This window comes from Halosolutus gelatinilyticus (genome assembly GCF_023028105.1).
Taxonomy (GTDB): Archaea; Halobacteriota; Halobacteria; order Halobacteriales; family Natrialbaceae; genus Halosolutus; species Halosolutus gelatinilyticus.
The window spans coordinates 406,828-431,791 of sequence record NZ_CP095492.1 but is presented as its reverse complement, the minus strand read 5'-3'; the positions used below and the strand labels follow the sequence as shown (position 1 = coordinate 431,791).

Below are 24,964 nucleotides of genomic sequence, written 5' to 3'. Positions count from 1 at the left end.
ACTCATGGAGACAACAGTAGTACGATGACCGTGACACGGATCACGAGACGGCGGGCAGTCCTCAGCGTTGTCGGTCTTACACCGCTGCTCGGTAGCGGTTGTCTCGACAATCCCCTTGCTGAAGACGATCACGAACACGAACACGATGATCCGCCGTGGGAATGGGGCGGTCTGTACGAACTCCGGTCGGGGATGTACACGTACACGTACTACGAGGGGCCCGATCCCGAGATGCACCTCGCGGTCGTCCCGACGGACGAGAGCGGCGATCACGGCCTCTTCCACGCGGGAGAAACAGCGACGGGACTATTCGAGGAAGACGAGGCGGGGACGGTGGTCGCTGACGGTGACGCCGTACAACCCTCGTCCGATACGCTGTATCGCGTGGACTTCGAGCCGAGCGGCGAAACGACGATCGAACTCCGCGTCGCGTCCGATGGCTTCTACTCGATTTTCACCGCACACGTCCCCGAGGAGTTCGAGGCAGAACTTCGATCCGAGGCTGACGACGAAGTAACGCCGATTGTAACGGAACTCCACTCGAGCCACAGCCACGGAAACGAGAGCCACGATCACGACCACTGACGAGCCAGCAGTTCATTCGGCCGGTTCGCATCGCTACGTGCCGATCGTCGTTCTCCGTCGCCGACTGGTGCGAGTGAAGGCGTGGTCCACACGGAGAAGTCGTTCATCTTTTCGCCTGTCGTACAACTCACCACTATTTGCCCTGAAAATACGCACGTTGTCTGCAGCACGACGTTGGTAGCGTTATCAGTAGCCGATAGAAGTACCCGGAGTAGGCCCGATAGCTTGCTCATCAAACTCGTGGGGGAGCGACGCGGTTCGTTCGGCCGCTGAGTAATCGATATGTCGATCGCTATCGCCCTTCTCTGGGCTTCTTGGGCGCTTGGTTCTTCCGAAAGAGAATCGTTCGTATCCGATCGCTGCTGCTCTGAGAGCGGTCTCGGTCGACGTCGTAGCGGATCGCCTGGAAGATTTGCTCGTGAAGCGTGTCAACCGGTAGTTCTGCACGGAATGACAGCCACTCGGGAGTCGCACAGTCGTCGTACAGGTCGATTACGGTGGCGTAGTACCGCTCGTCGACCGCCCGATCGACGGCGTCCATCCGCGCCTGGACCGTGGTGAGGTCAGCGTCCAAGTAAATCGTCCGCCACGGTTGGGGAAGGAGATGCGAGAGTGGGATACCCGCCGATCCATACACGTCATAGAAGAACTGGTGGTAGTACCGATCGAACACCACTATTTGCCGCTTGTTGCGACCCCGGACGGAAACGATCCCGATCGTGAGCAACGCGAACCAAACGCTAACGAGACCGAACAGCGCTCGTCGAACGAGGTAGAACGGGCCGTGTCCCGGCGCTTGGGTGCGCGTTTTCCGCGGCCCGAGACGTCTCCGAAGTCGGTCTGCACAGGGGACGGTGTCGGAAAGATAGTACAGGGCGTGGACGTACTGCGCATCGTAGCCGGTCGCCTGCAGACGCTCGACGAGGAGTTTTGCTTGCGTGGTTTTGCCGCTTCCATCCGGCCCGACGATGGCGACCGTGCGTGGTAGCTGTGGCATTCGGTGAGAATCCTATAACCGTTCGCATCGGACGAACATATCCCTTCCTCCGACGTCGGAGTGCGACCCAGTGCTCCGTGCGTATCCCGCTGCAACGATCGCCGCACTTCGTTACAGAGTGATGTGAGTGAATACTGCGTTCCGTTCAGGCCAAGCAGGAAACAGTTCAGCAGTCGATCTAACTGAAATCTGTCAAGATTGCCGTGCTGAATACAGAAGGTGTATTCAGCAAGTGTATTCTGTGAACTCACTATTACAGCGGTCGCGTGGTTACTCTGTCCGAAGGTTGTTCAGGAAGTATCTTTGCGACGGAAACGGTGAACGATTTCATCGCCAAGAGTCAGCAGAGCCAACCCTATGACCGCAAAGATGAGTAGCCACGATAATTGAGCGACCGCCTGTGATTCAGTTGTGATTGCGATGAGATGGGAGGCGGTCAAGGCCACGAGTCCGAGCAGGAGAGCCTTTGCGGGGAGGCGCATACGTATTGTTCCTTGAGAAAGGCAATAAAACCCTCACACCGTGCGTAGATTCTCTGTCCGTAACTACGTCTGACCGATACGCGCTCTGTATTCAGCACGGCTCTACTATCACTACCGTTAGTTGATAGAAGGAACCGTGTTAGGTTCGCATCTCTACGTACCGATCGCCGCGTTGTCACAGTCTACTGCGAGTGACCGGTTTCCGACCGGATCTACCGGATTCGCGCAGTCGGCGACGTCCTCGGAGTCACCCGTCGCCTTCGCCGATCGAGCTGTCGCCGTGCGCCACCGATGACCATCGCGTTCTGGTGCCAACCTTATCGACGCTACCAAGCCGGATAGAATTCTCGATGGGATGGTCGGCGTGTGGGGTCAACAGGACGACCAGTACGACGTGACGATTCGGGCCTCGGCTCGATGGAGGATTCGACTGACCACCGATTTGTGAACCTTCAGAATCGACGCGAGATCCGTCACCGTGCACGATCGAGGTGACTCGTAGTATCCGTGTTCGATCGCTAATTCGACGACTTCCCGCTGCCGATCGGTGAGTAAGTCCCGCGCGTCGGTCGTCGCGGATACCTGGACGAGCTCGTACGCGATCCCCGCCGCCTCGAGTTCGTCGCGAAACGCGGGCAGTTGGTTCTTGGACGCGGTAAGATCGCCGATAAGCCACCCGTCTTCGAGCCGTAACGGGAACGAGGGCACGATCCCCGACTCCGCCATCGCGCCGTGGGGGTCGGGAATCGGGGTGTTCGCTTCGAACAGGATGGACCGCTCCGTCGCGTGTCTGAGTTCGACGGCTGTCAGTTCGGGTATCTCCGCTATCGTCTCGGTAAGCGACGGGAGCTCGATCGCAGACGTTTCGACGAGTACTCTGAGCTTCCCGTCGGTCGGCCACGCGCTCCGGACTTCGAACCGGACGTCGGGATGCGACTTCGACAGCGCGATCAGCGCCTCGTTGGACTTGAGTTTCAGTGTCGCCCGTGGCATCGTTCCGATCGATCGCGTCTTATTCGCTCGTCGGGTCCACTCCCAATTGGTTCAAGAGCCCGAGTTGGTCGCTCTGGGTCCACGTTTCGATGAGTTTCCCGTGCTCGAAGCGATTGATTTCGATGGCCGGGAGTTCGACCCGCCGTCCGGTCGGTTCCACGCCGAACGTCGTTCCCCGATGCATGCCCGTCATCGTCCACCGGAGCGCGACCGTCTCACCGGCGGCGACCGTGTCCTCTATCGCGAACGCCATATCGGGAAAGACGGCTCGCGCTCCGCTCGCGAGCGCCTTGTACAACTCGGGCCCCCGAAGTTCCGCTGCCAGCTCGCGATCGTGGATGACGTACTCCTCGTGTACGAGTTCGTCCGCCGTATTCGGATCCGTTCCGTTCCAGACGTCTTCGTACAACCGCTCCAGCGCGTCCGCGGGCGTTTCCATGTCGTACGGTATCGCTGCGATCGGGGGTACGTGTTGCGGTCAACATGTTGCTGTCGGCGTGTCGGCAGCGGGCACCGATCCGCCACGGGATGGACTCGTGCTCTGGGTGAATACTCGTAGATATAGTTCACTGGCGATCGCTGTCACGGACGCACATCACTCAGCGCGGTTACGCGTCCTCCGGAGACGCTCACGAAGATGGCATCCGGAGTCGCGACGATTTCCCCGGTACCGTCCGTCTCGACGTCCCACTGTGGTGTTCCGTCGGCTTGTCCGAGTGCCGTTAGGGTCCTCCCGTCGTAGATGAGCACCTGATCGCCGGCGATCGTCGGAGGACGGTCCGCCTTCGCGGAGAGGTCGACGGACGAGCGGTCTCGAGAAACGCACCCGGCGAGTCCAACGCCGGCCTGCCGGACAGTGCGAGTACGCGGCGGCGCGTGTGGGAGGGCATTTTCTCATCCGCCATCATGATGTCTAATTACTACTTCGCTTCTCAACGCAGCTACCTGGTGAGCAGATGAGACCGGACATGGGAACGCTTCCGAACGTCCGCTTCACGGGAGAAGCTGACGCAGTATTAGAAACGGCTTCGATTCGCCCTTCCGGAACTTCCGATCGCGGCTGCTGAGGTGCGCGCTGCTGGCGCCAGCGGATCCGAACGATGCCCGCCGACGGTCGCTCCCGTTACGCCCGGAACGGTTGGTGGTTACGTCCCGCCGACGCCGAGGTACTGCTCCTGAACCGAGTCGTCGGCCTCCAACTCGTCGACCGAGCCCTCGTAGACGATCTTCCCCTGATCGAGAACGTAGACCCGATCCGCCACCTCGAGGACGGTGTTTAGATTCTGTTCGACCAGCAGGATCGGAATCCCTCGCTGTTTGATCGACTCGATCGTTTCGATTACGTCTTGGACGATTTGCGGCGCGAGCCCCTCGGTCGGCTCGTCCAGCAGCAACAAGTCCGTCTTGCTCACCAGCGCGCGCCCGATCGCCAGCATTTGCTGCTCGCCGCCGCTCAATTTCGACGCCTTCAGGCTTTGCCGTTCCGCGAGTCGAGGCATCCAGTCGAGTATCTCGTCGATCGTCATGATCCCGCCGTTGTCCTCGATCGCGCCCATCTGAAGGTTTTCGTGGACCGTCAGATCCGGAAACATCGCCCGTTCTTCGGGAACGAAACTGATGCCGCGGGTGCTGATCTCGTAGTCCGGACGATCGGTGATATCCGCTCCTTCGAACTTGATCGTTCCCTCGCGCGGCGTGAGGACGCCCGCGATCGACCGCAGCGTCGTCGTCTTTCCGGCGCCGTTTCGACCGAGTAAGCCGACGACCTCGCCGTCTCGAACGTTCAGAGAGGCGCCTCGGAGGACGAGTCCGGAACCGTACGACGAGCTGATCTCGTCCACTGACAGTATCGGTTCGGCGGTCATCCGATTAGTCCTCCCCCGTACCGATGTACGCTTCTTGAACCGATTCGTTCGACCGGATCGCCTCCGGGTCGCCCTCCGCTAAGACTCCCCCTCTGTGTAGCACCGTAATTCGATCTGATATCTCCATTACCATTTCTATATCGTGTTCGATCACGATCAGTTTTATATCTCGCTCCTCGGCGATCCGCTGTATCATTCGCACCATGGCTCTCGATTCCTGCTTTCCCATTCCGGCCGCCGGTTCGTCGAGAAGGACGAGGTCCGGTTCGACGGCGATCGCGAGACCGATCTCGAGTTTTCGCTGGTCGCCGTGGCTGAGCGCGTCCGCTCGCGTCTCGGCGAACTCGTCCAACTCCAGTTCGGCCATGAGGTGCTCCGCCTTTCGAACCGGGGTCGAGAGCGAATCGGCTTCGGCCCAGAAAGAATTCCGCCGATCGTCGAGGGATTGCGTCGCTATCTGTAGGTTTTCCTCTACAGTTAATCCCTCAAATAAATCATTTATTTGAAAAGATCGGCTGACGCCCTTTCGGACGATCTTCCGGGGCGCGAGCCCGGTGATGTTCTCGCCCCGGTAGTGGATTTCCCCCGCTGTCGGGGAAAGGTATCCGGTCAACAGGTGGAACAGGGTCGATTTTCCCGCGCCGTTCGGGCCGATGACCGCGTGGATCCCGTCGCGCTCGATGTCGAGATCGACGCCGTCTACGGCCGTCAGTTCGCCGAATTTTTTCGTGAGGTTGTGTGTCTCGAGCATGCTTATCGTTCAGGTTTCGCGGAGTCGCCGTCGCCGTCGGAGGCGATCTCCGCGTTTCGGTCGACCAACGGATTCCGATCGCCGGAGACGAGCTCTTGAGCGATGTAGTAGAAGCTAACGAGACCTCGCGGAGCAAAGAGCACGATCACGATCATAATCAACCCGAGGATCAGCCGCCAGTGGTCGAAGTAGATCGTCAGTATCTGATCCAGGCCGATCAGCACGGCGCCGCCGATAATCGGTCCGAAGAGCGTCCCGACGCCGCCGAGGATCATCGCGAACAGCGCGTCGCCGGAGACGATCCAGACGAGCGTCTCCGGGCTGGTAAACGTCTGGTGGGTGACGAACAGCGCACCGGCGACGCCGCCGATCGCGCCCGAAATTGCGAAAATTCGCCGTTTCGCCTTGTTGGTGTCGTAGCCGAGGAAGGCGGCCCGCCGTTCGCTTTCGCGGATCGCCTTCAGCTGCAGCCCGAACGGGGAGTACATGATCCGCTTTGCGAAGTAGTACAGCCCGACGAGAAGCGCGAGCGAGACGTAGTAGAACGTGAGCGTCTCGGACACGTCGATAACGCCGACCAGCTCGACGCGGTCGATGGCGAGGCCGTTGCTGCCGCCGGTGAAATCGGACCACGTCACCGAAAGCTCGTACAGCATCTGGGCGACCGCGAACGTGACGACGGCGAAGTACAGACCCGACAGCCTCGCCGAGACTGCACCGACCAGCCACGCGACGATTCCGGCGAAGAGCATGGCGAGTACGAGCCCCAGGAGGAACGAATTGGTGACGTGTATCGTACCCAACGCGACCGCGTACCCCCCGATCCCGTAGAACGCCGCGTGGCCGAACGATATCAACCCCGTGTATCCGGTCACGGTGTCGAGACTGAGCGCAAGGATGCCCCACACGAACATGAGCGCGACCAGGCCCACGCCGTACATGCTCATGAAGGTGTTCAGGCCGACGAACGGCAGGAGCAACAGGACGAACAACGCGGAGAGCACCTTGCGATCGGTGAGGTTCACCGGCGGAATCGTCTCGTCGTAGGATAGCTTCGCGGATTGATCGCGTATCTCGTACGCGCCGAGTATCCCCTCGGGCTTCAACAGGAGTACGGCGAGCAGCAGGATGTAAAACACGAATCCCGACAACTCCGGGACGAACGTGTTCGCTGCGGTTTGGGCGAGGCCGACGATGATCCCGGCGACGATCGACCCCCCGAAACTCCCCAGGCCGCCGATGGCGACGATAACGAACGCGACGATGAGCGCTCCGTTGCCCATCTCCGGGTTGACGCTCAGAAACGGCGCGGCCAACACGCCGGCGATCGCGGCCAGGAGGGTTCCCAGCCCGAAGACGAGGGTGTAGTACTTCGAGATGTCGACGCCCATGAGCCGCACCGTTCCCTGATCCTGAGCCCCCGCACGGACGATCAGCCCGAAGTCGGAATACCTGAACAGGAGCCACGTGGCCAGGGCGACGACCGCACCCGCAACTATCGTGAAGAGTCGATATCGGGGATACATGATCGGGCCGACGGTCGCCGCGCCGCTGAGCGCGTCCGGGGTCTGGAAGAACTGCGTTCCCGTTCCCCAGACGATTTCGACGAGATCGGTGACCACTAGCAACACGCCGAAGGTTATCAACACGTGATACAGCGGCGATCGATCGTAGATGTGGTGAAGCGTGAGCCGTTCGATTAGTACTCCGATCCCCGCGACGGCCAGCGGTGCCAGGAAGAGCGCCAGGAAGAAACTGCCCGTCGCGTCGACGACGGTCAAGGCGAGATAGGCGCCCAGCATATAGAAGATACCGTGTGCGAAGTTGAGCACGTCGGTGATGCCGAAAATGACCGCGAATCCCGACGCGATCAGGATATACAGCATGCTCAGCGCGAGGCCGTTCAGAATCAGGAACGCCAGCCGCTCCGTACTTATTCCGATCGCCAGTACGTGGACATCCGGTATCATAGTGACAGAGTGTGCATAGTCGGCATGGACGCTACAGCGAGGGCATCTCGCAGCCGGTCTCGCCGCAGTCTCGAGTGATTTCTTCGGCCGGCCGTTCGGCGACGATCTCCTGTCCGGGCCAGTCGTACTGATCCGGCTCCGTGATCCGCCCGATGAAGCCGTCTCGAAGGGCCTGGTGATCGCACTCTCGCAGGGTCGTCGATCCCATCGGCTCGTCGCTCTCGAGACCCTCCAGCGCCGAAACGATCGCGGCCGTTTCGAGGGATCCCGCTTCGTCGGCGGCCTGGGCGTACAACCGAAGGCTGGTCCACATTACCAGGGCGTGGTCCGTCGGCGGCTCGTCGTGCGTGTTCGTGTACTGATCGACCAGCGTCTGGTTGGCCTCGCTGTCGTAGGCGGGATCGTATCGGATCGTGGTGTACGTATCGACGGCCGAACTTCCGGCGCCCTGGCGGAGCGGGAGGTACGTGTTCGTCGTGCTCATGATGTCCTGCTGGAGACCGAACTGTTCGGCCTGGCTGAGGAAGTTCACGGCGTCGCTCCCGCTGAAGCCCTGCAGCACCCAGTCCGCATCCGACGCCTGGATCTCGCTCAGGGTCGCCGAGAAGTCGTCGTGTCCGAGCGGGGTCTGCGTTTCGTTGACGATCGTGTAGTCCATCCCGGACGCCTCGAAGGCGCGTTTCCACTCCCGCCGGATGGATTGTCCGAACGCGTAGTCCGCGATGTGGATCCAGACGTTTTCGCCGAGATTCTCGATGGACCACGCCGCGCCCGTCCGCGCGATTTGAGCGTCGGAATACTGGTATCGGAACGTCGTCGGTCGACACTCGCTCCCCGTCAGCTCTTCGGGGCCGCCGTACGCGAAATACGGAACGCCGGCGTCGGCGGCGTAATCGGAGATGGACAGGTTCACGGCGCCGGAGACGCCGCCGATCAGCACGTCGACCTCGTTCGTTTTGACGTGCCGTCTGGCCATATCCCGACCCTGACCCGGATCTCCTTCGGTGTCCTCGACGAATCGGACGACTTCCCGGTCGAGAATCCCGCCGAGATCGTTGTTCACGTGATTTACGGCCACCTCGGATCCCATGTCTTGGGCGTCGCCCAAGGCCGCGAACGGCCCGGTGAACGGGTGTAAGTAGCCCACTCTCACGGCGTTCTCGTCTACTTCGTCGGGGTCGGGGTTGTTCGTGCCGTCGCCGCCGTCCCCGTCGTCACCATTTCCCCCGCCCGTACAGCCGGAGAGTGACGCCATCGCGACGATTCCGGTGGCGCCGGCTCCGGTTCGTTTCAGAACGGCCCGTCTACTAGGATTGTCACTGCTTACCATATCCCACATATGAGAGTTATACTATATAAATGTTCTTTCATCTAGTTTTCAAAAGTGAAAGACTAGGTTGCGATCGTCTGTACGATCGGGTTCGATACTCGCCGCGGAATACCCTAGCGCTTCTCGTTGGCCTCGGCGAGGAGCAGTACGGCCCCGCCGAGAAGGGCCGCGTTCTTGAGGAAGTTGATTTTGTTCGCGGCCCGCTCTCCGCCCTCCATGTTCCAAAAGTCGTGAATCTTCGGGGTCGTTCCGAGGAAGAAGCCGATAACGGCGACGGCGGACGCCCGCGGATATTTCCAGAGGAGGATACCGACGTTCGCCGCGAGAAGCACCGCGGTAACGGCCGGCACAAGCAGTTCCGGCATCGGGACGCCCTTCGATCGGGCGATCTCGACGCGCTTCTCGTTGTTTTTGAAGCCGTCGATCGCCATGTAGGCGAGTACGCCGCTGTAAAACGCTCGACCGAGCGGAGACGGTGGATCGCGATCCGTGGACGAATCAGTCATGGGACACCACGTGTACTGTTCCGGCTTGCGTGCTGAGTACTACCATCCTTCGCTGAGAAATTGCGGTACGCCGCATATATTTGTATCGAATACCCGGTCAGACGCCGCCTCGACCGCTCCGTTCCTGCTTCCCGATCGGCAGACCGCCGCACAGGCGACGGGGCGGCAAGCAGTCATTCCCAGCACGAACCCGCGTCGACGTTGATATCCTGTCCGCTGATGTGACGGGCGTCCTCGCTGGCGAGGAACGCGGCCAGGTCCGCGGTGTCGCGCTCCTCGATAAGGGCGCCGAGAGCTGCGTTCCCGGTGAACAATCGTTCTTTCGTCTCCTCGAACGAGAGGCCTAATTTCTCGGACTGCTCCGAAATGGATCGCTCGATGCGCTTCCCCCGGGTCGCTCCCGGACAGATCGCGTTCACGGTGATCCCGTCGTCGCCGAGATCCAGCGCGAGCGATCGGGTCAGGGCGATGACGGCCATCTTCGAGGCGTTGTACGGCGCCCGACTCGGGATGACGTCCTTCGCGGCGGTCGACGAGACGTTGATGATCCGTCCGCGAGGACTCTCCCGGAGGTGCGGGACGGCCGCCCGCACGGTGCGGACCTGCCCCAGGAGATTCACGTCGAGCGTCCGCTCCCACTCCTCGATCGGCGTGTCTTCGATCGGCGCCGTCGGCCCCGCGATACCCGCGTTGTTGACGAGGCAGTCGAGCCCGCCGAACGTTTCGACGGTCTCCTCGATCGACCTCGCAACCGAGTCGGAATCGGTCACGTCCGTTTCGACGGCGAGCACTCGATCGGCGTCGTCGACGAGGTCGACCGTCTCGTCGATCCCGTCGCTTCGGGCTGCAACGGCGACGTTCGCCCCGCGATCGGCGAACGTGAGCGCGATCTGTCGGCCGATGTTCTGGCTCGCGCCCGTAACGAAGGCTGTCGTTCCGTCCAACATGAATTCGGGTTGCGCAACCACGCTCTTAAGCGTTCCTGCCGGGCGTTCACGCGATTCCCGACGCGTCGCTGCGCGGCCGGCCGGTATCGACCGCCACACTCGACGAGAAGCCGCGCTCAGATGATGATTTGGTCGAGGAACGCAGCCCCTTTTTCTATCCCTCCGTGAAGATCCTCGGGCGTGTTGAGCTGTTGGATGCTCACCGGACCGTCGTACCCGACCAGATCGAGGGTGCTGATGATGTCGCGCCAGGTTTCCTCGCCGTGCCCGTAGCCGACCGGACAGAACGACCAGGATCGGTCGAGCGCGTCGTCCAGCGGCGTCATGTCCCACGTTCCCTTCACCGCGAGGTTCGAGTCGTTCCGCCTGACGTCGGAGGCCTCGACGTGGAAAATCGCGTCGTCCTCGGCGAGGTAGCGGACCGATTCGACGGGGTCGATCTCCTGGAGCCACAGGTGGCCCGGATCCAGGTACCCGCCGATCCGCTCGTGGGTTTCGCGTCGCAACGTCCGCATCGTCGCCGGGCTGTTGACGAGCGTGTTCACGTGGATCTCGATCGCGACGTCGATGCCGTAGCCGTCCGCGTACTCGCCGAGTTCCTCCCAGTACGGGATCGCGACGTCCTCCCACTGGTACTCGTAGTACTCGTGTTGCCGCCCCGGCGGCACGGGCGTCGCGATCCAGTTCGGCGATCGATCGTCCGGCGTGGCGCCGGGAAGCCCCGAGAAGGACGAGACGACGTCGACGCCGAGCTGGTCTGCAAGCCGGATCGTCTTCCGGAGCCGCTCGTCGGCCTCGTCGGCCCGTTCGTCGACGGGGTGGAGCGGATTGTACCCGGTCGCCCCTAGCATGCTGATCGTCACGTCCCGTTCGGCGACGGTTTCGAGCAGGATCTCTTGCTTTTCCGGATCGTCGAGGTAGTCGTCGGGTTCGCACCGCCAGTCGATACTCTCGACGCCGAGATCGGCGAGGAACTCGACCGTCGATTCCAGTGGCTCGTCGAACGGAAGCGTCTGTACTGCGAGGTGCATGCCATCACGTGGCGTGCGATTCGTTATAAAACTATAGGAGCGACGGGACGGCGTCGCGAGTTAGACCGGTTCGATGCGGCTGATATTCGCGTCGATCCGTCCGACCGTTTCGTAGTCGCCGTCGCCAGTTCGCCGCATGAGACGGCCCCGGACGTCGTCGCGCTGATCGGGAACGTCGAACAGCCCGGACCCGCAGATCACGTCGCCGCCGTAGACGGCCCACGTTTCGACGACTTCGTGCGGTTCGCCGGGGAAGGAGACGCGCTCGAAGTCCCGGCCGAAGTTCGTCGACTCGAACAGCGCCGCCTCGTGGTCGTCGTTCACCCACGCCGGCGGCGCCTCTTCCCCGCCGCAGAAGAACACCGTCCCGTCGTGGACGAACACGCGCCTGATGTACGAGAAGTCGTTCCCCGTATCGATTCGCGTCCACGATTCGCCGGCATCGGTCGTTCGGTAGAGGCCGCCTTCGCCGACGGCGTGACCGAGGCCGAGGTTTTCCAGGTCGTGGTCGAGGTAGCCGGTCGCAGCGAGCCACACGTCCTCGGAAACCGGGAGGATCTGGTGAATGTCGTCGATGATCGTGTCGCGACGATCGATCCACGTTCGCCCCGCGTCGACGCTGAGGTGGACGCCGCCCGCTTCGACGCCGGCGATGAGCCGTTCCGGACGGCCGGGCACGCATTCGAGCGCTCGTAGCCGCGCGTAGTGGGGATCGATCGGTGATTCCCAGCGCCCTCGAGACGGAAGGTCTCGGAATCCCCTGAGTTCGGTCCACGTCTCGCCGTCGTCGACCGAGCGGTACACGTACGGATCGTTCGTTCCGGCGTACAGCGTCCCGTCGGCGGTCGCCAGGATCGACCAGACCTCGCTCTCGCCGGCGTGCCAGAAGCGGTCCCCCAGCGGAACGCCGAGGACCGCCCACGTCTCGCCGCCGTCGAGGGAGCGGTACGCGCCGGTCGACGACGCGACGAACACGCCGTCCGTGTGGTCGAACGTTCTCACCGCGGTTACGGTGCCGCAGTCGAGCACCCGCTCCGGGTCTCCGTCTTCGAACGGAATCGCGTCGACGCGGTACAGTCCGGTATCCGTTCCGATCAGCAGCGTCATACCGTCCATGTGAACACGACCCATAATAAGTTTTAGCTATCCGAAAAGTGCTAAGTGCCCCTCTCGCTAATAACGGACTCGACGGCGAGATCGGCCGCGCCGGCCGTTCGGACGCCGTAGATCTTCGAACCCATGACACCGACACCGCCAACGAAGCGCCCGACCGACGCCGCATACCTCGACGACGAACCGTTCGACCCGCCGACGGAGCTTCTCAACCAACCCTGGATCGACGTCCACAATCACGCCCACACGCTCTCCTGGGACGACCGAGAGCGGTACGCCCTCTCCGGCTGTGAGGCGATGGTGATGGTCGCCTCCGGCTACCACTGGACGCCGTACAAGCCGGTCAGGGCGGCGGACGTCCGCTTCCTCTGGGACGACGCGATCAACCGACGCGCGGCGATCGAACGCAACCACTTCTTCGAGGCCAAACTCGGCCTCGGTATCCATACGGGCGTTCGCATCGAGAACCCGGACGAGTTGCTCGACGCGATGGACGACTACTGCGCGCTTGACGAGGTCGTGGCGATCGGCGAGACCGGCGTCACGCCGTCCCAGCACGTCAGCGCCTGGGACGTGGACCAACAGCGAGCGATCGTGCAGGCGCAGATGGAACTCGCGGACGATCACGACCTGCCGGTTATCCTGCATACCCCGAATCGATCGAGCGAGTCGAGACGATCGTATCGAGCGGACGTCCAGATCCCCGGCTACGAGAAAAACACCGGCCTCGGTCAGGAACCCGTGATCACCGGTGATAACCCCGCGCTCGAGGCGGTGAAGATCGACGTCGAAGCGATGCGCGACGCGGGGCTGGACGACGAGCGAGTCGTCGCCTCGCACGCGGATCGGAACAATACCGACTATCTCATGGCGGAGACGGAGTGCTACCTGAGTTATACCATCGGCCACTCGTGGCTGATCGGCGTTACCGCCGCGGACGTCGCCGACGCGATCGACGAGTACGGGCCGGAGCGGATCATGATCGACACCGACTGCGCGAACGTCCTCCGGACGGATCCCTTCGCGCTGAAACGGGCCATCTTCGAACTGTATCGGTACGGGATCGACGAGGAGGCGATCCGGAAAGTCGTTCGGGAGAACCCTCGAGACGTCTTCGACGTCGCGAGATGAGTCGCTCGGCCGGGACTCCCCGTCATCGGTGCGGTCGGTGCGGATCCGCGTCGATTTTTCGGGTCCGCAGCCCCGATCGCGGTGCGAACGTCGTCCTCGAAACTCGCGGTCGCTATTCGACGGCTATCAATCGGGGCTCGGCGGCCTCGATTCCGTCGCGAAGCCGATACGAGCCGGCGAACGTAACTCGGTCTCCGATCGAAACGTCGTTAGCATCCAACTGGGCGATCAATTGGATGTCGCCGAATCGAACGAGACCGATCCAGTTCGGGCTTCGGACATCGGGCGGCGTCACGGCGATTTCGGTTCGCGCGACGAGTTCGCCGTCGCCGAGTTCGTACGTCGAGGACTCGTCCGCGCCGCAGTCGGGGCAGCGACTGCGCGTGTAGTACCACCGACGGCCGCAGCCGGTACAGACGAACGCGCGATCGGCCGGAACGGGCGGCGTCTCCGAGGACGAATTGCGGTCGGTCATGCTTGTAAGAGCGTGCACACGCTGTTGTTCCCGAAACCCGCGACGTTGATCGCGAATCCCGTCTCCGCGCCGGGAACCTGCCGTTCGTCCGGAAGGTCACCGCGTAACTGCCACGTCAGTTCGACGAGTTGGGAGACGCCCGTCGCACCGAGGGGATGGCCGCGCGCTTTCAGCCCGCCGCCCGGATTCACCGGAAGCTCCCCGTCGAGGCGCGTTTCGCCCTCAAGCGTCGCTTCCCACGCCGCCCCGCGATCGTAGAAGCCCAGTTCCTCGAGCTCGAGGAGTTCGAGGACGGTGAAGGCGTCGTGAACGCACGCGACGTCGACGTCTCGAGGGGAGAGGTTCGTTCCGTCGAACAGCCGTTCACCGGCGATCCGAACGCTCTCGATCGCGAGCGGATCGGCTCGATCCGCGACGGCGTGGGTCCCGGTGGCACTGGCGGTACTCGCCACGCGCACTCCCCGCTCCCGCGAAAGGACGAGCGCAGCGGCGCCGTCCGTCATCGGGCAGCAGTCGTACAATCGAAGCGGGTCGGCGACGAGCGGCGACTCGAGCGCGTCAGCGACGGAGATCCGTTTTCGGAACTGCGCGACCGGGTTGTGTACCGCGTTCGCGTGATTTTTCACGGCGACGGCGGCGAGCGCTTCGCGTGGCACGCCGTACCGGTCGAGATACGCGCTCGCCGCCAGGCCGGCGAACGAGGGGAGCGTGAGCCCCTGTACGTACTCCCGATCGTGGACGAGCCGACTCATCGACTCGGTCACGTCGGCCGTCTCGGCGACGGACATCTTTTCGACGCCGACGACAAGTGCGACGCTCGATCCGCCGCTTGCAACGGCTTCGACGCCGCGATGAACGGCGCTCGCCCCGCTCGCACTGGTGTTCTCGATTCGATCCGCACGAACTCCCTCCGCGCCGAGGCTGGCCGTAACCGCGTTCGCGATCCCGGTCTGCGTTCCGAGCGCCTCCGCGAGCGCGTTACCGACGTGAATCGACGTGACGTCCGTCGTCGCGTAGCCGGCATCGGCGAGCGCGTCGTCCGCCGCGGCGGTCGCGAGTTCGAGAAGGGACCGATCCGATGCCGCCTCGAATCGGGTCATTCCGGCGCCGGAAACGCGTGTGGCCGTCATTTGCGTTCACGCCCCGGAATCGCGTTCTCCGAAGACGCCGGCCGCCTCCATCTCGTCGAGTTCCGCGTCCGAATACCCCGCCTCTCGGAGCACCTCGCGGTTGTGTTCGCCGAGCAACGGCGGCGGCAACTCGAATCCGCTCTCGGCGCGATCGAACTTCAACGGATGTTCGATCACGGGGATGTCGCCGAGTTCCGGGTGTTCGATTTCGGTCAGCGCTTCGCGGGCTTCGACTTGCGGGTTATTCAACGCCTCCTCGACGTCGAACACGGGACCCGCCGGAACGCCGCCGTCCTCGGCGATGATCTCGATCCACTCGTCGGTCGTCTTCGTCCGGAGCGTGCTTTCGAGCTCCGTTTCGAGCTCCTCGAGATGTTCGACGCGATCGGCGTTCGTTTCGAAGCGATCGTCCGCCGGCAGGTCGGGTCGATCGATGACCGCGCACAGTTCTCCCCAGAGTTTCTCGTTCAGAATGCAGATGTTGATGTAGCTGTCTTCGGTCTCGAACGTCTGATACGGTGCGAGAACGGGATCTTTCGTCCCCATCCGTCGGGGCTCGCTGCCGGCGAAAACTTGACCGGCTTGTTTGGTGAGCCACGGAAGCGCCGACTCGAGCATTCCGAGGTCGATGTACTCGCCGTCGCCGGTCGATTGTCGTCGATAGAGGGCCGCCGTCGCCCCGAACGCCGCCCACATCGCCGTAACGAGGTCCGTCATCGGCAACCCGACCTTTACGGGCCGTCGTCCGCTTTCGCCGGTGACGCTCATGATGCCGCTCATCCCTTGAATGAGCAGATCGTACCCGGAGCGTTCCCGCCACGGACCGGTTTGACCGAACGCCGAAATCGCGAGGTAGATGATCCCTTCGTTGTGTTCGGCTATCGACTCGTAATCGACGTCGAGACGTGCCGCAGTACCCGGACGGAAGTTCTGAATGAAGATATCCGCCTCGGAGGCGAGCTCGTACAGGACCTCTTTGGCCGTCGGGTTCTTCAGGTCGAGTTCCAGACTCCGCTTCCCGTAATTCACCGTCCAGTAGTACGGCGATTCGCCGTCGACGAACGGCGGCCCAGTATGCCGGATAGCATCGCCGTAGCCGGGTTGTTCGATCTTGATGACTTCCGCGCCTTGATTTGCGAGCATCGTCGAACAGAATCCCCCGGTGACGAACGTGGAGAGGTCTACAACCGTTACGCCGTCCAGTATTTTTTCTCTATCTTCCATAGTCGCGTTTGTGGTGTCTCGGGTAGTATCGTTTTCTGCCATCGGTTCGGGCTGGTGGGCTAGGCGCCGCCTCGTGCGGTGAATTGCGGGGCTCGAACGCGATCCGATCGGAGTTGATTGGGGTCGTCACTGCGTAGTGAAACCGCGCGTGTCGAACTGCGATCGCTGGTCGTGACCGCGACGGTCACCGGAGCGTCGTGACGGGTTCGCCGACCGAACTTCGCCCGAGAATCTGCACTATCAGTAAACCGGCTCATGACCCACAATACGCGTATCCCTTTGTAAAGCTACCGACGGAATATAACACGTGTAACATATTCGCGGTCACCCGCGCGGTAAGTCGCTTCGTAACCTGGGACGAGGCTGAATCTTCCCGGTTTTCGTTCACCCAGATCGTAGTCGCGTTCGAACCGAAACGAATTCGTTCCCGACGCGAGTGATCCCGTATTTCGGGATGGGTTACGTGCGTGGATATCGGCATTATCGCCGCTAGTTTCGCGATTTGGTCGCCTTCGACCTCATCGACGGGACTCCCGGAAACCGGGGCCGGTTTATTACAGTTGTACATGTGTAAACACACGGTTCACACGCGCTAACAACGCACGTGATCCGATCACGATCGACCGGTCTATCCCAGAATTCGGGATCAGAATTTTACGGCAGTACGATTATAAAACCCCGACTGCCTCACGATGTCACCGTCGATCGTAAACGGCGAAATCAGCTTCGTTCGCATTCTGCATGCGTTTTTTGGCGGCAAACAACCCAACCCCGGAAACTGGGATCCGCGTTCGGCCGGCGTATCCGTGGCACGATCGGTAGGGGAAGATCGCAGCCAGTCTCGCGTCCGAGATCTCACGGTCAGTAGTCTCGGTACGTTTCCAGTACGATAGTCGAATTCACGCCGATCGATCATGCGATCCGAATATGCGGGATTTATTGTGTTCGAGTACCATGGATGGGCATGGCAAACGAACTCCGCTCGACGGTCAAGACGACCGAAACGTCGATCGAGATCGTTCACGCGATCCAAGAACTCGACGGCGCGACTATCGAAGAGATTTCCGCGTTCCTCGGCCTGTCCCAGAGCACCGTCCACCGTCATCTGGTGACCCTCAGAACGCACAACTACGTGGTAGCCGATCGGGAGAAATACCAGGTCGGTCTCGGGTTTCTCACGATGGGCGGGTACGCACAGCGACAGGTAACCGCCTATCCGAAGATCAAAGAGAAGGTCGACAAACTCGCGGCGGAAACGGGAGAGCGCGCGCAATTTATCGTCGAAGAGCATGGGGAACGCGTGTACCTCTACACCGAAGTGGGCCAGAGCGCCGTCCAGACCGGAGCACACGTGGGCAAACGCGGAGAGATACACACCAGTGCGGCGGGGAAAGCGATTCTCGCCAATCTGCCGGACGAACGCGTTACGGCGATCGTCGCGGAACACGGTCTCCCGGAAGGAACGCACAACAGCATTTCGACGCGAGACGAACTGTTCGAGGAGTTAGAGCGGATCCGACGACGGGGATACGCGTTCAATAGACAGGAAACGACGGGCGGCGTGAACGCGGTTGGTTCCGCGGTACTCGATTCCGAGGAGGCCGTTATCGGCGCCTTGAGCGTCTCAGGCCCCGCCAATCGGATCAAGGGCGAGTGGCTGACCGAGGAGCTACCCGAGCAGGTTCTCGGCGCGGTCAACGAACTGGAACTCGATATCAAGCACTCGGTTTGATACCCGTCCACGATCGAAGTCCGCGGGATCTCCTCGATTCATCACGTCTACAGGTACGCACAGCTATTCGTCAATTCGCCGATTCCGTCGATCCCGATCGTCACGCTGTCGCCGTCCTCCAGGAGCACCGGCGGCTCCCGGTAGACGCCCACTCCGGGGGGCGTTCCGGTGAAAATCAGGTCGCCCGGCTTGAGCGTAAACGCCTGGCTGCAAAACGACACCAGGTCGTCGACGCCGAAGATCAGGTTCGACGTGGACGACTCCTGCAGGCGCTCCCCGTTCACCTCGGCCCAGATGTCGAGGTCGTGGGGGTCGTCCACCTCGTCGGTCGTCACGAGCTCCGGACCGATCGGCGCGAACGTATCGAGGCTTTTCCCGCGAACCCACTGGCCGTCGCCGTGCTGGAGGTCCCGTGCGGAGACGTCGTTGCCGACCAGATAGCCGGCGACGTGATCGAACGCGTCCTCCCGATCGACCCGCCGCGTCTCGCGACCGATCACGACGACCAGTTCCGCCTCGTAATCGACCTTCTCCGTGAGGTCCGGGTCCCAGGTGATCGCGCTTCCCGGACCAGTTACCGTCGTGGGGAACTTCGAGAAGAGCACGGGTTCGTCGGGGATGGGGTTGTCGCCTTCCTCGGCGTGATCCCGGTAATTGAGGCCGACGCACACCACCTTCTCCGGATCCGTTATCGGTGCAAGTCGGTCCACCTCGTCGGTATCGTAGACGCCGGTTCCCGTCTCCGCGGCGTATTCGACGGCTAATTCGACCTTGCGTTGCCACTGCCAGTCGGTCAGTAAGTCGGTGCTCCGTCTCGGGATATCGACACCAGCGGCGGCGCCGGCTTTCGGGAGGTTGATAACGGTTCTCGCGTTCGTCGTTACGCCGCACCAGAGCTGTCCGGTGTCCGCCGTCTCGTATTGTCCAATTCGCATACGCACTGTCGATTCGGCTCTATTTTTTAATAACTCATTCGGTACGCTGAAAGACGGACGCCGCTACGGATCGAGTTCTGTTTCGGTGATCGAAGATTGCCAAACCGCGCGAACCGATACGATCGGGTACTCGATCAGATCCCAAAATACCAGTTCCGAATATAGTATGTGAATAAGAGCGATACAGCATCGATCGAGTACGATTAATGTCAGATAGCTGAGTACACAAAACCGATCTACAGTCGACGGACGGGAAAGTACCCGGATCGCGTCGCGATTGATGAAGCCGTGACCCAGCTCACCGATCGGCGGTGCTGATCGTACATTGCAGCGATCCTCTACCCGTCTTATTTCCCGCATCAGGCCCTATACGCCCAGAACCGAAGACGCGGTTTCGATCTTCTGCTCGGAGCCCACCGAGAAACACGGTGTTCTCGACGTCGCGTTTCTCGACGATTTTGCGTCCCGGCCGAAAGCAGCGATCCTACGACACGACTTCGATTTCGACGCAAAAAACGTCGAAATCAGAATGCCACTGAATATTTCTGTAGAGAGATAAAACGGTGTATCATCCGGTTTGAGAACAGTTTCGGAAACACCGATTCCGAATTTGAGAGAAGGAAGTGTATCACATCAGATATTTTTACAAACTTGTATGTTTAGAAAAATCCTCAATTAGACGATTAGATGAGAATACAGTACAGTATTCGACCGATTACTCTCATGAAACGTAAACATACAATCCAATGCGGGAAAGATAACAAATACATCTTTGTTGAATTCTCTCGTGCGATGGACGACCTCACCGGATTCCAACGGGACCTGTTGTACGTCATCGCGGGCGCCGACCAGCCGTCCGGCCAAGAAGTCAAAGACGAAGTCGAGACGTACTATAGCGCCGAGATCAATCACGGTCGGCTCTATCCGAACCTCGATACCCTCGTCAACAACGAGTTGGTCGAGAAAGGGCAACTCGACAGGCGGACTAACTACTACGCCATTACCGACGCAGGGAAAGAGACGATCGACGACCGACGAGAGTGGGAGAGCCAGTACGTCGATCTGTAAGTCGGCCGCCTTCGCCCGCCGATGCGATCGCAACGGCAGCAGAAAGGCCGGTACCACGCACCAGCGGCGTCACCGCGCGCTCGCGTAGCGCGGCCAGCACCGTAGATTCCGCGCCGCGAAGTGCGAACCCGCCTGCCGTGAGAGACGTCTCTCGAAACTCGGGGCCGGAAAATCCCCAGACGCCGATCCCGAGAACGAACAGGAGAGACAGCCGAACGCTGTGAGGGAGTACGGATTCGCGTCGCCGAGCGCGAGCTCGGTCATCGATTCCGGACTTCCCGCCCGTCCAATCGTCTTTTTGTTCTCGTATATCTCCAATTTTGATATTTCAAGTATCACTGATATTTCCAAATTCTATCAGTGAGCTGTGGATGCTCCGAAGTACATAGTCCAGACGGCGAGCAAGCTGGGTAAGACGTAGACCGCGGCGAAGAACGAATAGACGATCGTCAGCGCCGTGACGAGACCGAACTGCTGGAGACCGGGCTGAAACGCGAAAGCGAGCACGCCGAAGACGCCCGCGGTCGTCGCCGCGCTTCCGAGAAGCGCTCCACCCGTGCCGGTCACCGCAGTGTTCATCGCCGTCTCCGGCGCGTGACCATCGTTCAACTCCTGCGTATAGCGCTCGCTCAGGTGGATGCTGTAGTCGATCCCGAGACCGATGGTGAGACTCGTGATCATCCCCGTCAGCGGGTTGAACGAGATATCGAGGAGCGCCATCGTTCCGAGAATCCAGATCAGAACGAAAACGACCGGAAGCATCGTCACGACGCCTAACACCGCACTCCCGCTCATCAGCCGATACCCGACGACGAGAAGCGCCGCGATAACGACGAGGGCGACGGTTAGCGTCGTAACGAACGTGTCGTGTATCTCGCTGGAAACGATTTCGAACAGGATCGGATCGCCAGTCGCGGTGGCGCGGGTGGTTTCACCGTCGGCGACCGCCGCAACGGCTCGCATTTCGTCGGTGACTTCGCTGTGGGTTACGTCGCCCGCTGTCACAACGGTCATTCGAAGGGCGCGATACTCGCCGTCGTCGGTCCGATGGATGACTGCGGCGGCGCTGTCGGGCGCCGTGTCGAACAACTCGTCGTACACCTGCCGGACGTTACGATCGGGGTCACCGTCACCGTCGGTATCAGCCGCACCGAGGGTCGCCTCGAAGGATTCGTTCTCCGCAGCGACCCGCTGCATCACGCCGGTTGGGGACTGAGTTCGCGCCTCGCCCGTCGAAAGGCGTTGCGTTATCGGGCTTTCGGCCGCCTTCGTCTCGGCCCGATCGAGACGCTGAAGAGCGTCGGGATCGGTCACGTTCCCTCGGAGAAGAATGTACGCCTGGGAGTCCTGACGGGAGAAGTGGTCGTTGAGATACGCCAGATTCTGCTGCATCGAATACTCGTGGGGTTCGAGCGCCTCCGGCAAGTGGTCCATCCACTCGGGCGAGTCCGCCGCCAAGAAGTCTTCCCGTGCGAACTCCGCTTCGACTTGTGCGGCGCCGTACAGTCCGCCCGCGCTCACGAGAAGCACCAACGCGATTACGATCGCGGGCGATTTGTGAGCGACATTCGAGCCGAGCGAGAGAATCCGGCTGAACCGTCCGCCGTCGGTGCCGAACGCCCGTTTTTCTCGATCGTAGCCGCGCGCTTCGAGCGCGCCGTCGATCTCGATTTTCAGGGCGGGCAATAAAACGGTAAAGACGACGAACGCCGACGCGATTCCGATGGCGCTGATCACGGCGAAATCGCGAATCGGCGCGACCGGGCTCAGGAAGTTCATGAGGAATCCGATCGCCGTCGTCGCCGTCACCCACACCAACGCCAAGCTGACGTCGGCGAGCGAAACCGCCATCGAATCCCGGACGCTCCCGCCGGAGTGCTGTCGCCGTTCCCGGTAGCGCATGATCACGTGAAGCGCGAAGTCGATGGCGAGTCCGATCAGCAGGACGGGAACGGCGATGAAGATCTGGTTGAAATCGATCCCGAGCCAGCCCATGGCGCCGAACATCCAGACGAAGACGACACCGAGGCCGGCGAGACCGAGGAGGATGTCGAGCAGGTCCCGATACGCGAGTATCAGCGTCGCGAGAACGAGAACGAGCGCGAACGGACCCGTAATTTTGAGGCTATCCGCCATCGAGCGGTTGATCTCGCCACCCATGGCGCCGATCCCGAATACGAACGCGTCGACGTCGTGCGAATCGGAGAACTCCTCCGCGATCGATTGCATCGCGAGTTGGGAATCGATGATCTCGGGCGGCGCGGTGTCCGGATCGAGAATGACGTCTTCGCCGGTCTCCTGTGCGATAATGACCATCGTGGCGTTCGCCGTCGTCGACCCCGGATCGTAGTCGACCGGCATCAGTGCGAGCGCCTCGGTCGAATCGGACGCGTTCGGATCGAGAACGCGTTCCAGTAGTCGATCGATCGCCGACTGATTCATCGATTCCAGCTGCTTGGCCTGCTCTTCGAGCGTCGGTGAAGCTGCGCTTTCGAGGCTGTTCCGACCCGCTCGCAGATCCTCGCCGAGCGTTTCGAGTCGGTCTTGCGCAGCTCGCAGTTCGGCACTTCGTCGCTCGAAGTCCGCGTACTCTTCGGCCAGCACTCCCCGTGTGCCCATCTCGTACGCGGTCTCGGCCTCTGAGTCGGTCTCGGCCGCACGCAGCAATCGGACCGCATCGGCGAACGTTCGATAGTCGCTCTCGTTCAGATCGAGCTCCGAGTTCGCGCGTACGTCGTCAAACGCGTCTTCGGGTGACGCCGACCGATTTTCGTCGAGCGCTTCGAGACGGGTTCGAAGCAGCTGCTGCGTTTCGTTCACCGCCGTACGATCCTGCTGAAGCGTCTCCGCCCGAAGGCGGACGGTTCGGTTCAGTTCTTCGAATTCGTTCGCCGCCGTCTCCACTTCTGACCGCTGCTCCGCAACGACGCCTCTCGTCGCGACGACGTTCGCGATACCGATCGGCTGTTGCGAATCGGCGAGCGTGTCGTTGATCTCCCGATCCGCCTGGAACGACTGCTGCAAGCGGATCGTTTGAATCAGCGACTCTTTCGAGAGAACGTTCTCGCCTCTCACGACGACTTGAACGTAGGTCGTGTTCTCGCTTCCGGCCGAAAAGTTGTCAGCGACGTACTCGTGCGCCTCCGCAGCGTCGGTATCGCTGTAGTACTGATCGAGTGATGAATCCTGTTCGACGAATCCCGCGCCGGTCCCGATGACGAGCGTAAATGCGAGCAGTATAGCGATGACAACCCGACTGTGTGCCGTGATCGCGGCCGAGAAACGATCGGTCCATTCCATACCCGTTCATGAGTCTATGAGTCAATAGCTTTTTCGCTCATAGACTCAGGAGCTCATGAGCGAAAAGGCCATTTATTTTTAATTCGAGAGTAGAACCATGCGCGGCTTCAGCGACGAGGAACGCGACGAAATACGAGACGAACTCGTCGAGACGGCTCGACGGTTATTCGAGGTGCACGGATTTCAAAAGACCACGGTCGAGGACGTGACCGAACCCGTCGGGATCGCCGAGAGCACGTTTTATAGGTTTTTTGACACTAAGTCGGAGCTGTATACGGAAGTTCTCATCCGGGAGAACGAACAACTCATGGACGCGATCGAAGGGGAAGTCGCGACGGCGAACGATCCCGAGGAGAAGCTTCGACGGTTTCTGCAAACGTGGGCTCGCGAATTCGAAGAACGGCCCCTGCTGATACAGACGCACCAGAATCCCCAGGAGACGTATCTCCATATCGATGAATCGATGTTCGAGTCCGCTGTGGACAGATTTTTCGACCGCTTCCTCCCGATCATGGAGGACATCCAAGCGCAAACTGACGGCTTTATCTCGAATGCGGACCCGGGAACTATCGTAGAAGTGTTGGGAGTCATCGAACTGATAATAGCTCAGAGAGAGCTCTACGAAGAGTGGGGGAACACCGACTATTCCGAGTTCCAGAGTGCCCTGCAAACAGTATTAGTACGGGGTCTGCTAGCGGAACCGTAGGTTATAACACCGCTCTCGGGTAGTCGAATCCGCGTGAATGGTTGCAGTTTAAAGCGTCAACTAAGTGATTTTGATTGCGAACGCGCGGCATCGGTTATCAGGTCAACGCCGCGAAAGCGGGAGCTCCGCCGAAACTACTCGGCGAACGATCGACGAACTCGACGCGACGCGAACGTCACGACTCGTCTACGATCTCGACCGTCCCTTGCGCGCCGTCGATTCGCACTCGCTGTCCGGTTTCGATGCGTCGGGTCGCGTCGGGGACCGACACCACCGCCGGAATCCCGTACTCCCGAGCGACGAGCGCGCCGTGGCTCATCCGACCGCCGACTTCCACGACCATCCCCGCCGCGTTCAGGAACAGTGGCGTCCACCCGGGATCGGACGACGGTGCGACGAGTATCTCTCCCTTCGCTATCGTCTCCTCAGCGGGATCGTAGACGACCCGGGCCCGCCCTTCGACGACCCCGCTTGAGACGCCGGTTCCGGTGAGCGTCCCGTCCGGCACGTCCGCGGACTCCCGACGCGAGGTCGGCGCTTCGCCTTCGCTCGTGAGCACCGGCGGCGCGTCTAACGACGCGTGTTAGGATAATATTGCTGGAGCAGTGGTAAATAGAACGCGCGTATAACGTACTAAAATAGCGGGCTACTGTATACTTATATTGCTATCGCCGAGCGCTTATATGTCCGCAC

General features: G+C 61.1%; 21 protein-coding genes and 1 pseudogene. 5 read left to right on the top strand and 17 right to left on the bottom strand.

Translation table 11 applies throughout. From position 1 onward, the window contains the following. Window positions 1-24: 24 nt before the first annotated feature. Window positions 25-585 carry a hypothetical protein gene (locus tag MUH00_RS21020; protein ID WP_247004234.1) on the top strand — a complete coding sequence of 187 codons (561 nt, stop codon included), beginning with the start codon at window positions 25-27 and terminating at the stop codon, window positions 583-585. A 292-nt stretch (window positions 586-877) separates the two neighbouring features. Here MUH00_RS21020 and MUH00_RS21015 read toward each other — a convergent pair whose 3' ends face one another. From MUH00_RS21015 to MUH00_RS20965, 11 genes are all read right to left on the bottom strand, one after another. Continuing rightward, on the bottom strand, window positions 878-1,582 hold the full coding sequence (locus tag MUH00_RS21015; protein WP_247004233.1) for a dTMP kinase: 705 nt from the start codon (window positions 1,580-1,582) through the stop codon (window positions 878-880). 854 nt (window positions 1,583-2,436) lie between these two features. Further along, the gene (locus tag MUH00_RS21010) at window positions 2,437-3,057 is read right to left on the bottom strand and encodes a helix-turn-helix domain-containing protein (protein ID WP_247004232.1); all 621 of its coding nucleotides are present in this window, start codon (window positions 3,055-3,057) and stop codon (window positions 2,437-2,439) included. A 19-nt stretch (window positions 3,058-3,076) separates the two neighbouring features. Then, window positions 3,077-3,496 (bottom strand): ester cyclase, encoded by a 420-nt coding sequence (locus tag MUH00_RS21005; protein ID WP_247004231.1) that lies wholly within the window; start codon window positions 3,494-3,496, stop codon window positions 3,077-3,079. A gap of 706 nt (window positions 3,497-4,202) precedes the next feature. Then, window positions 4,203-4,922, bottom strand: a complete 720-nt coding sequence (locus MUH00_RS21000; RefSeq protein WP_247004230.1) for an ABC transporter ATP-binding protein — start codon at window positions 4,920-4,922, stop codon at window positions 4,203-4,205. A 4-nt stretch (window positions 4,923-4,926) separates the two neighbouring features. After that, window positions 4,927-5,673, bottom strand: a complete 747-nt coding sequence (locus tag MUH00_RS20995) for an ABC transporter ATP-binding protein (RefSeq protein ID WP_247004229.1) — start codon at window positions 5,671-5,673, stop codon at window positions 4,927-4,929. Between the two features lie 2 nt (window positions 5,674-5,675). After that, window positions 5,676-7,643 carry an ABC transporter permease gene (locus MUH00_RS20990; protein WP_247004228.1) on the bottom strand — a complete coding sequence of 656 codons (1,968 nt, stop codon included), beginning with the start codon at window positions 7,641-7,643 and terminating at the stop codon, window positions 5,676-5,678. Window positions 7,644-7,674: 31 nt separating this feature from the next. Then, window positions 7,675-8,973, bottom strand: coding sequence for an ABC transporter substrate-binding protein (locus MUH00_RS20985; RefSeq protein WP_247004227.1), 1,299 nt, complete (start codon window positions 8,971-8,973; stop codon window positions 7,675-7,677). A 113-nt stretch (window positions 8,974-9,086) separates the two neighbouring features. Then, the gene (locus tag MUH00_RS20980; protein WP_247004226.1) at window positions 9,087-9,479 is read right to left on the bottom strand and encodes a DoxX family protein; all 393 of its coding nucleotides are present in this window, start codon (window positions 9,477-9,479) and stop codon (window positions 9,087-9,089) included. A 173-nt stretch (window positions 9,480-9,652) separates the two neighbouring features. Continuing rightward, window positions 9,653-10,426 (bottom strand): SDR family NAD(P)-dependent oxidoreductase, encoded by a 774-nt coding sequence (locus MUH00_RS20975; RefSeq protein ID WP_247004225.1) that lies wholly within the window; start codon window positions 10,424-10,426, stop codon window positions 9,653-9,655. A gap of 116 nt (window positions 10,427-10,542) precedes the next feature. Then, complete coding sequence (locus tag MUH00_RS20970) at window positions 10,543-11,457, bottom strand: sugar phosphate isomerase/epimerase family protein (protein ID WP_247004224.1); 915 nt, start codon at window positions 11,455-11,457, stop codon at window positions 10,543-10,545. A gap of 60 nt (window positions 11,458-11,517) precedes the next feature. Continuing rightward, window positions 11,518-12,564, bottom strand: a complete 1,047-nt coding sequence (locus MUH00_RS20965; RefSeq protein ID WP_247004223.1) for a WD40/YVTN/BNR-like repeat-containing protein — start codon at window positions 12,562-12,564, stop codon at window positions 11,518-11,520. A gap of 132 nt (window positions 12,565-12,696) precedes the next feature. On the opposite strand from MUH00_RS20965, the gene MUH00_RS20960 reads away from it, so the two are divergent. Next, entirely contained in the window at window positions 12,697-13,701 is a 1,005-nt protein-coding gene (locus tag MUH00_RS20960; RefSeq protein ID WP_247004222.1) for a TatD family hydrolase, read from the top strand. Between the two features lie 112 nt (window positions 13,702-13,813). Here the strand turns inward: MUH00_RS20960 and MUH00_RS20955 are convergent, their stop codons facing one another. The 3 genes from MUH00_RS20955 to MUH00_RS20945 are packed head-to-tail and all read right to left on the bottom strand — an operon-like array spanning window position 13,814 to window position 16,530. Further along, on the bottom strand, window positions 13,814-14,176 hold the full coding sequence (locus tag MUH00_RS20955; protein ID WP_247004221.1) for a Zn-ribbon domain-containing OB-fold protein: 363 nt from the start codon (window positions 14,174-14,176) through the stop codon (window positions 13,814-13,816). Continuing rightward, a complete protein-coding gene (locus MUH00_RS20950; protein ID WP_247004220.1) occupies window positions 14,173-15,306 on the bottom strand; it encodes a thiolase family protein in 1,134 nt (377 codons plus the stop codon). Before MUH00_RS20950 ends, MUH00_RS20955 begins: the two co-directional genes overlap by 4 nt. 6 nt (window positions 15,307-15,312) lie before the next feature. Next, window positions 15,313-16,530, bottom strand: a complete 1,218-nt coding sequence (locus tag MUH00_RS20945) for a CaiB/BaiF CoA transferase family protein (protein ID WP_247004219.1) — start codon at window positions 16,528-16,530, stop codon at window positions 15,313-15,315. Between the two features lie 964 nt (window positions 16,531-17,494). Here MUH00_RS20945 and MUH00_RS20940 point away from each other — a divergent pair. After that, complete coding sequence (locus MUH00_RS20940) at window positions 17,495-18,262, top strand: IclR family transcriptional regulator (RefSeq protein WP_247004218.1); 768 nt, start codon at window positions 17,495-17,497, stop codon at window positions 18,260-18,262. A 47-nt stretch (window positions 18,263-18,309) separates the two neighbouring features. Here MUH00_RS20940 and MUH00_RS20935 read toward each other — a convergent pair whose 3' ends face one another. Next, window positions 18,310-19,197, bottom strand: a complete 888-nt coding sequence (locus tag MUH00_RS20935; protein WP_247004217.1) for a fumarylacetoacetate hydrolase family protein — start codon at window positions 19,195-19,197, stop codon at window positions 18,310-18,312. A gap of 792 nt (window positions 19,198-19,989) precedes the next feature. Between MUH00_RS20935 and MUH00_RS20930 the strand changes: the two genes are divergently transcribed. After that, a complete protein-coding gene (locus MUH00_RS20930; protein WP_247004216.1) occupies window positions 19,990-20,265 on the top strand; it encodes a PadR family transcriptional regulator in 276 nt (91 codons plus the stop codon). 357 nt (window positions 20,266-20,622) lie between these two features. Here the strand turns inward: MUH00_RS20930 and MUH00_RS20925 are convergent, their stop codons facing one another. Further along, a complete protein-coding gene (locus MUH00_RS20925) occupies window positions 20,623-23,565 on the bottom strand; it encodes an efflux RND transporter permease subunit (RefSeq protein WP_247004215.1) in 2,943 nt (980 codons plus the stop codon). Between the two features lie 97 nt (window positions 23,566-23,662). Here MUH00_RS20925 and MUH00_RS20920 point away from each other — a divergent pair, with 97 nt between their 5' ends. After that, window positions 23,663-24,271: a TetR/AcrR family transcriptional regulator gene (locus MUH00_RS20920; protein WP_247004214.1), complete on the top strand. Its 609-nt coding sequence runs from the start codon at window positions 23,663-23,665 to the stop codon at window positions 24,269-24,271. Window positions 24,272-24,446: 175 nt separating this feature from the next. Here MUH00_RS20920 and MUH00_RS20915 read toward each other — a convergent pair. After that, window positions 24,447-24,854: pseudogene (locus MUH00_RS20915) on the bottom strand (PEP-utilizing enzyme); the annotation flags it as partial. Between the last annotated feature and the right edge of the window lie 110 nt (window positions 24,855-24,964).

What these genes read in the sequence shown, in the direction of transcription:
- MUH00_RS21020 (WP_247004234.1), top strand. Translation starts at nt 25, where the DNA reads ATGACCGTGACACGGATCACGAGACGGCGGGCAGTCCTCAGCGTTGTC.
- MUH00_RS21015 (WP_247004233.1), bottom strand. Translation starts at nt 1,582, where the DNA reads ATGCCACAGCTACCACGCACGGTCGCCATCGTCGGGCCGGATGGAAGC.
- MUH00_RS21010 (WP_247004232.1), bottom strand. Translation starts at nt 3,057, where the DNA reads ATGCCACGGGCGACACTGAAACTCAAGTCCAACGAGGCGCTGATCGCG.
- MUH00_RS21005 (WP_247004231.1), bottom strand. Translation starts at nt 3,496, where the DNA reads ATGGAAACGCCCGCGGACGCGCTGGAGCGGTTGTACGAAGACGTCTGG.
- MUH00_RS21000 (WP_247004230.1), bottom strand. Translation starts at nt 4,922, where the DNA reads ATGACCGCCGAACCGATACTGTCAGTGGACGAGATCAGCTCGTCGTAC.
- MUH00_RS20995 (WP_247004229.1), bottom strand. Translation starts at nt 5,673, where the DNA reads ATGCTCGAGACACACAACCTCACGAAAAAATTCGGCGAACTGACGGCC.
- MUH00_RS20990 (WP_247004228.1), bottom strand. Translation starts at nt 7,643, where the DNA reads ATGATACCGGATGTCCACGTACTGGCGATCGGAATAAGTACGGAGCGG.
- MUH00_RS20985 (WP_247004227.1), bottom strand. Translation starts at nt 8,973, where the DNA reads ATGGTAAGCAGTGACAATCCTAGTAGACGGGCCGTTCTGAAACGAACC.
- MUH00_RS20980 (WP_247004226.1), bottom strand. Translation starts at nt 9,479, where the DNA reads ATGACTGATTCGTCCACGGATCGCGATCCACCGTCTCCGCTCGGTCGA.
- MUH00_RS20975 (WP_247004225.1), bottom strand. Translation starts at nt 10,426, where the DNA reads ATGTTGGACGGAACGACAGCCTTCGTTACGGGCGCGAGCCAGAACATC.
- MUH00_RS20970 (WP_247004224.1), bottom strand. Translation starts at nt 11,457, where the DNA reads ATGCACCTCGCAGTACAGACGCTTCCGTTCGACGAGCCACTGGAATCG.
- MUH00_RS20965 (WP_247004223.1), bottom strand. Translation starts at nt 12,564, where the DNA reads ATGACGCTGCTGATCGGAACGGATACCGGACTGTACCGCGTCGACGCG.
- MUH00_RS20960 (WP_247004222.1), top strand. Translation starts at nt 12,697, where the DNA reads ATGACACCGACACCGCCAACGAAGCGCCCGACCGACGCCGCATACCTC.
- MUH00_RS20955 (WP_247004221.1), bottom strand. Translation starts at nt 14,176, where the DNA reads ATGACCGACCGCAATTCGTCCTCGGAGACGCCGCCCGTTCCGGCCGAT.
- MUH00_RS20950 (WP_247004220.1), bottom strand. Translation starts at nt 15,306, where the DNA reads ATGACGGCCACACGCGTTTCCGGCGCCGGAATGACCCGATTCGAGGCG.
- MUH00_RS20945 (WP_247004219.1), bottom strand. Translation starts at nt 16,530, where the DNA reads ATGGAAGATAGAGAAAAAATACTGGACGGCGTAACGGTTGTAGACCTC.
- MUH00_RS20940 (WP_247004218.1), top strand. Translation starts at nt 17,495, where the DNA reads ATGGCAAACGAACTCCGCTCGACGGTCAAGACGACCGAAACGTCGATC.
- MUH00_RS20935 (WP_247004217.1), bottom strand. Translation starts at nt 19,197, where the DNA reads ATGCGAATTGGACAATACGAGACGGCGGACACCGGACAGCTCTGGTGC.
- MUH00_RS20930 (WP_247004216.1), top strand. Translation starts at nt 19,990, where the DNA reads ATGGACGACCTCACCGGATTCCAACGGGACCTGTTGTACGTCATCGCG.
- MUH00_RS20925 (WP_247004215.1), bottom strand. Translation starts at nt 23,565, where the DNA reads ATGGAATGGACCGATCGTTTCTCGGCCGCGATCACGGCACACAGTCGG.
- MUH00_RS20920 (WP_247004214.1), top strand. Translation starts at nt 23,663, where the DNA reads ATGCGCGGCTTCAGCGACGAGGAACGCGACGAAATACGAGACGAACTC.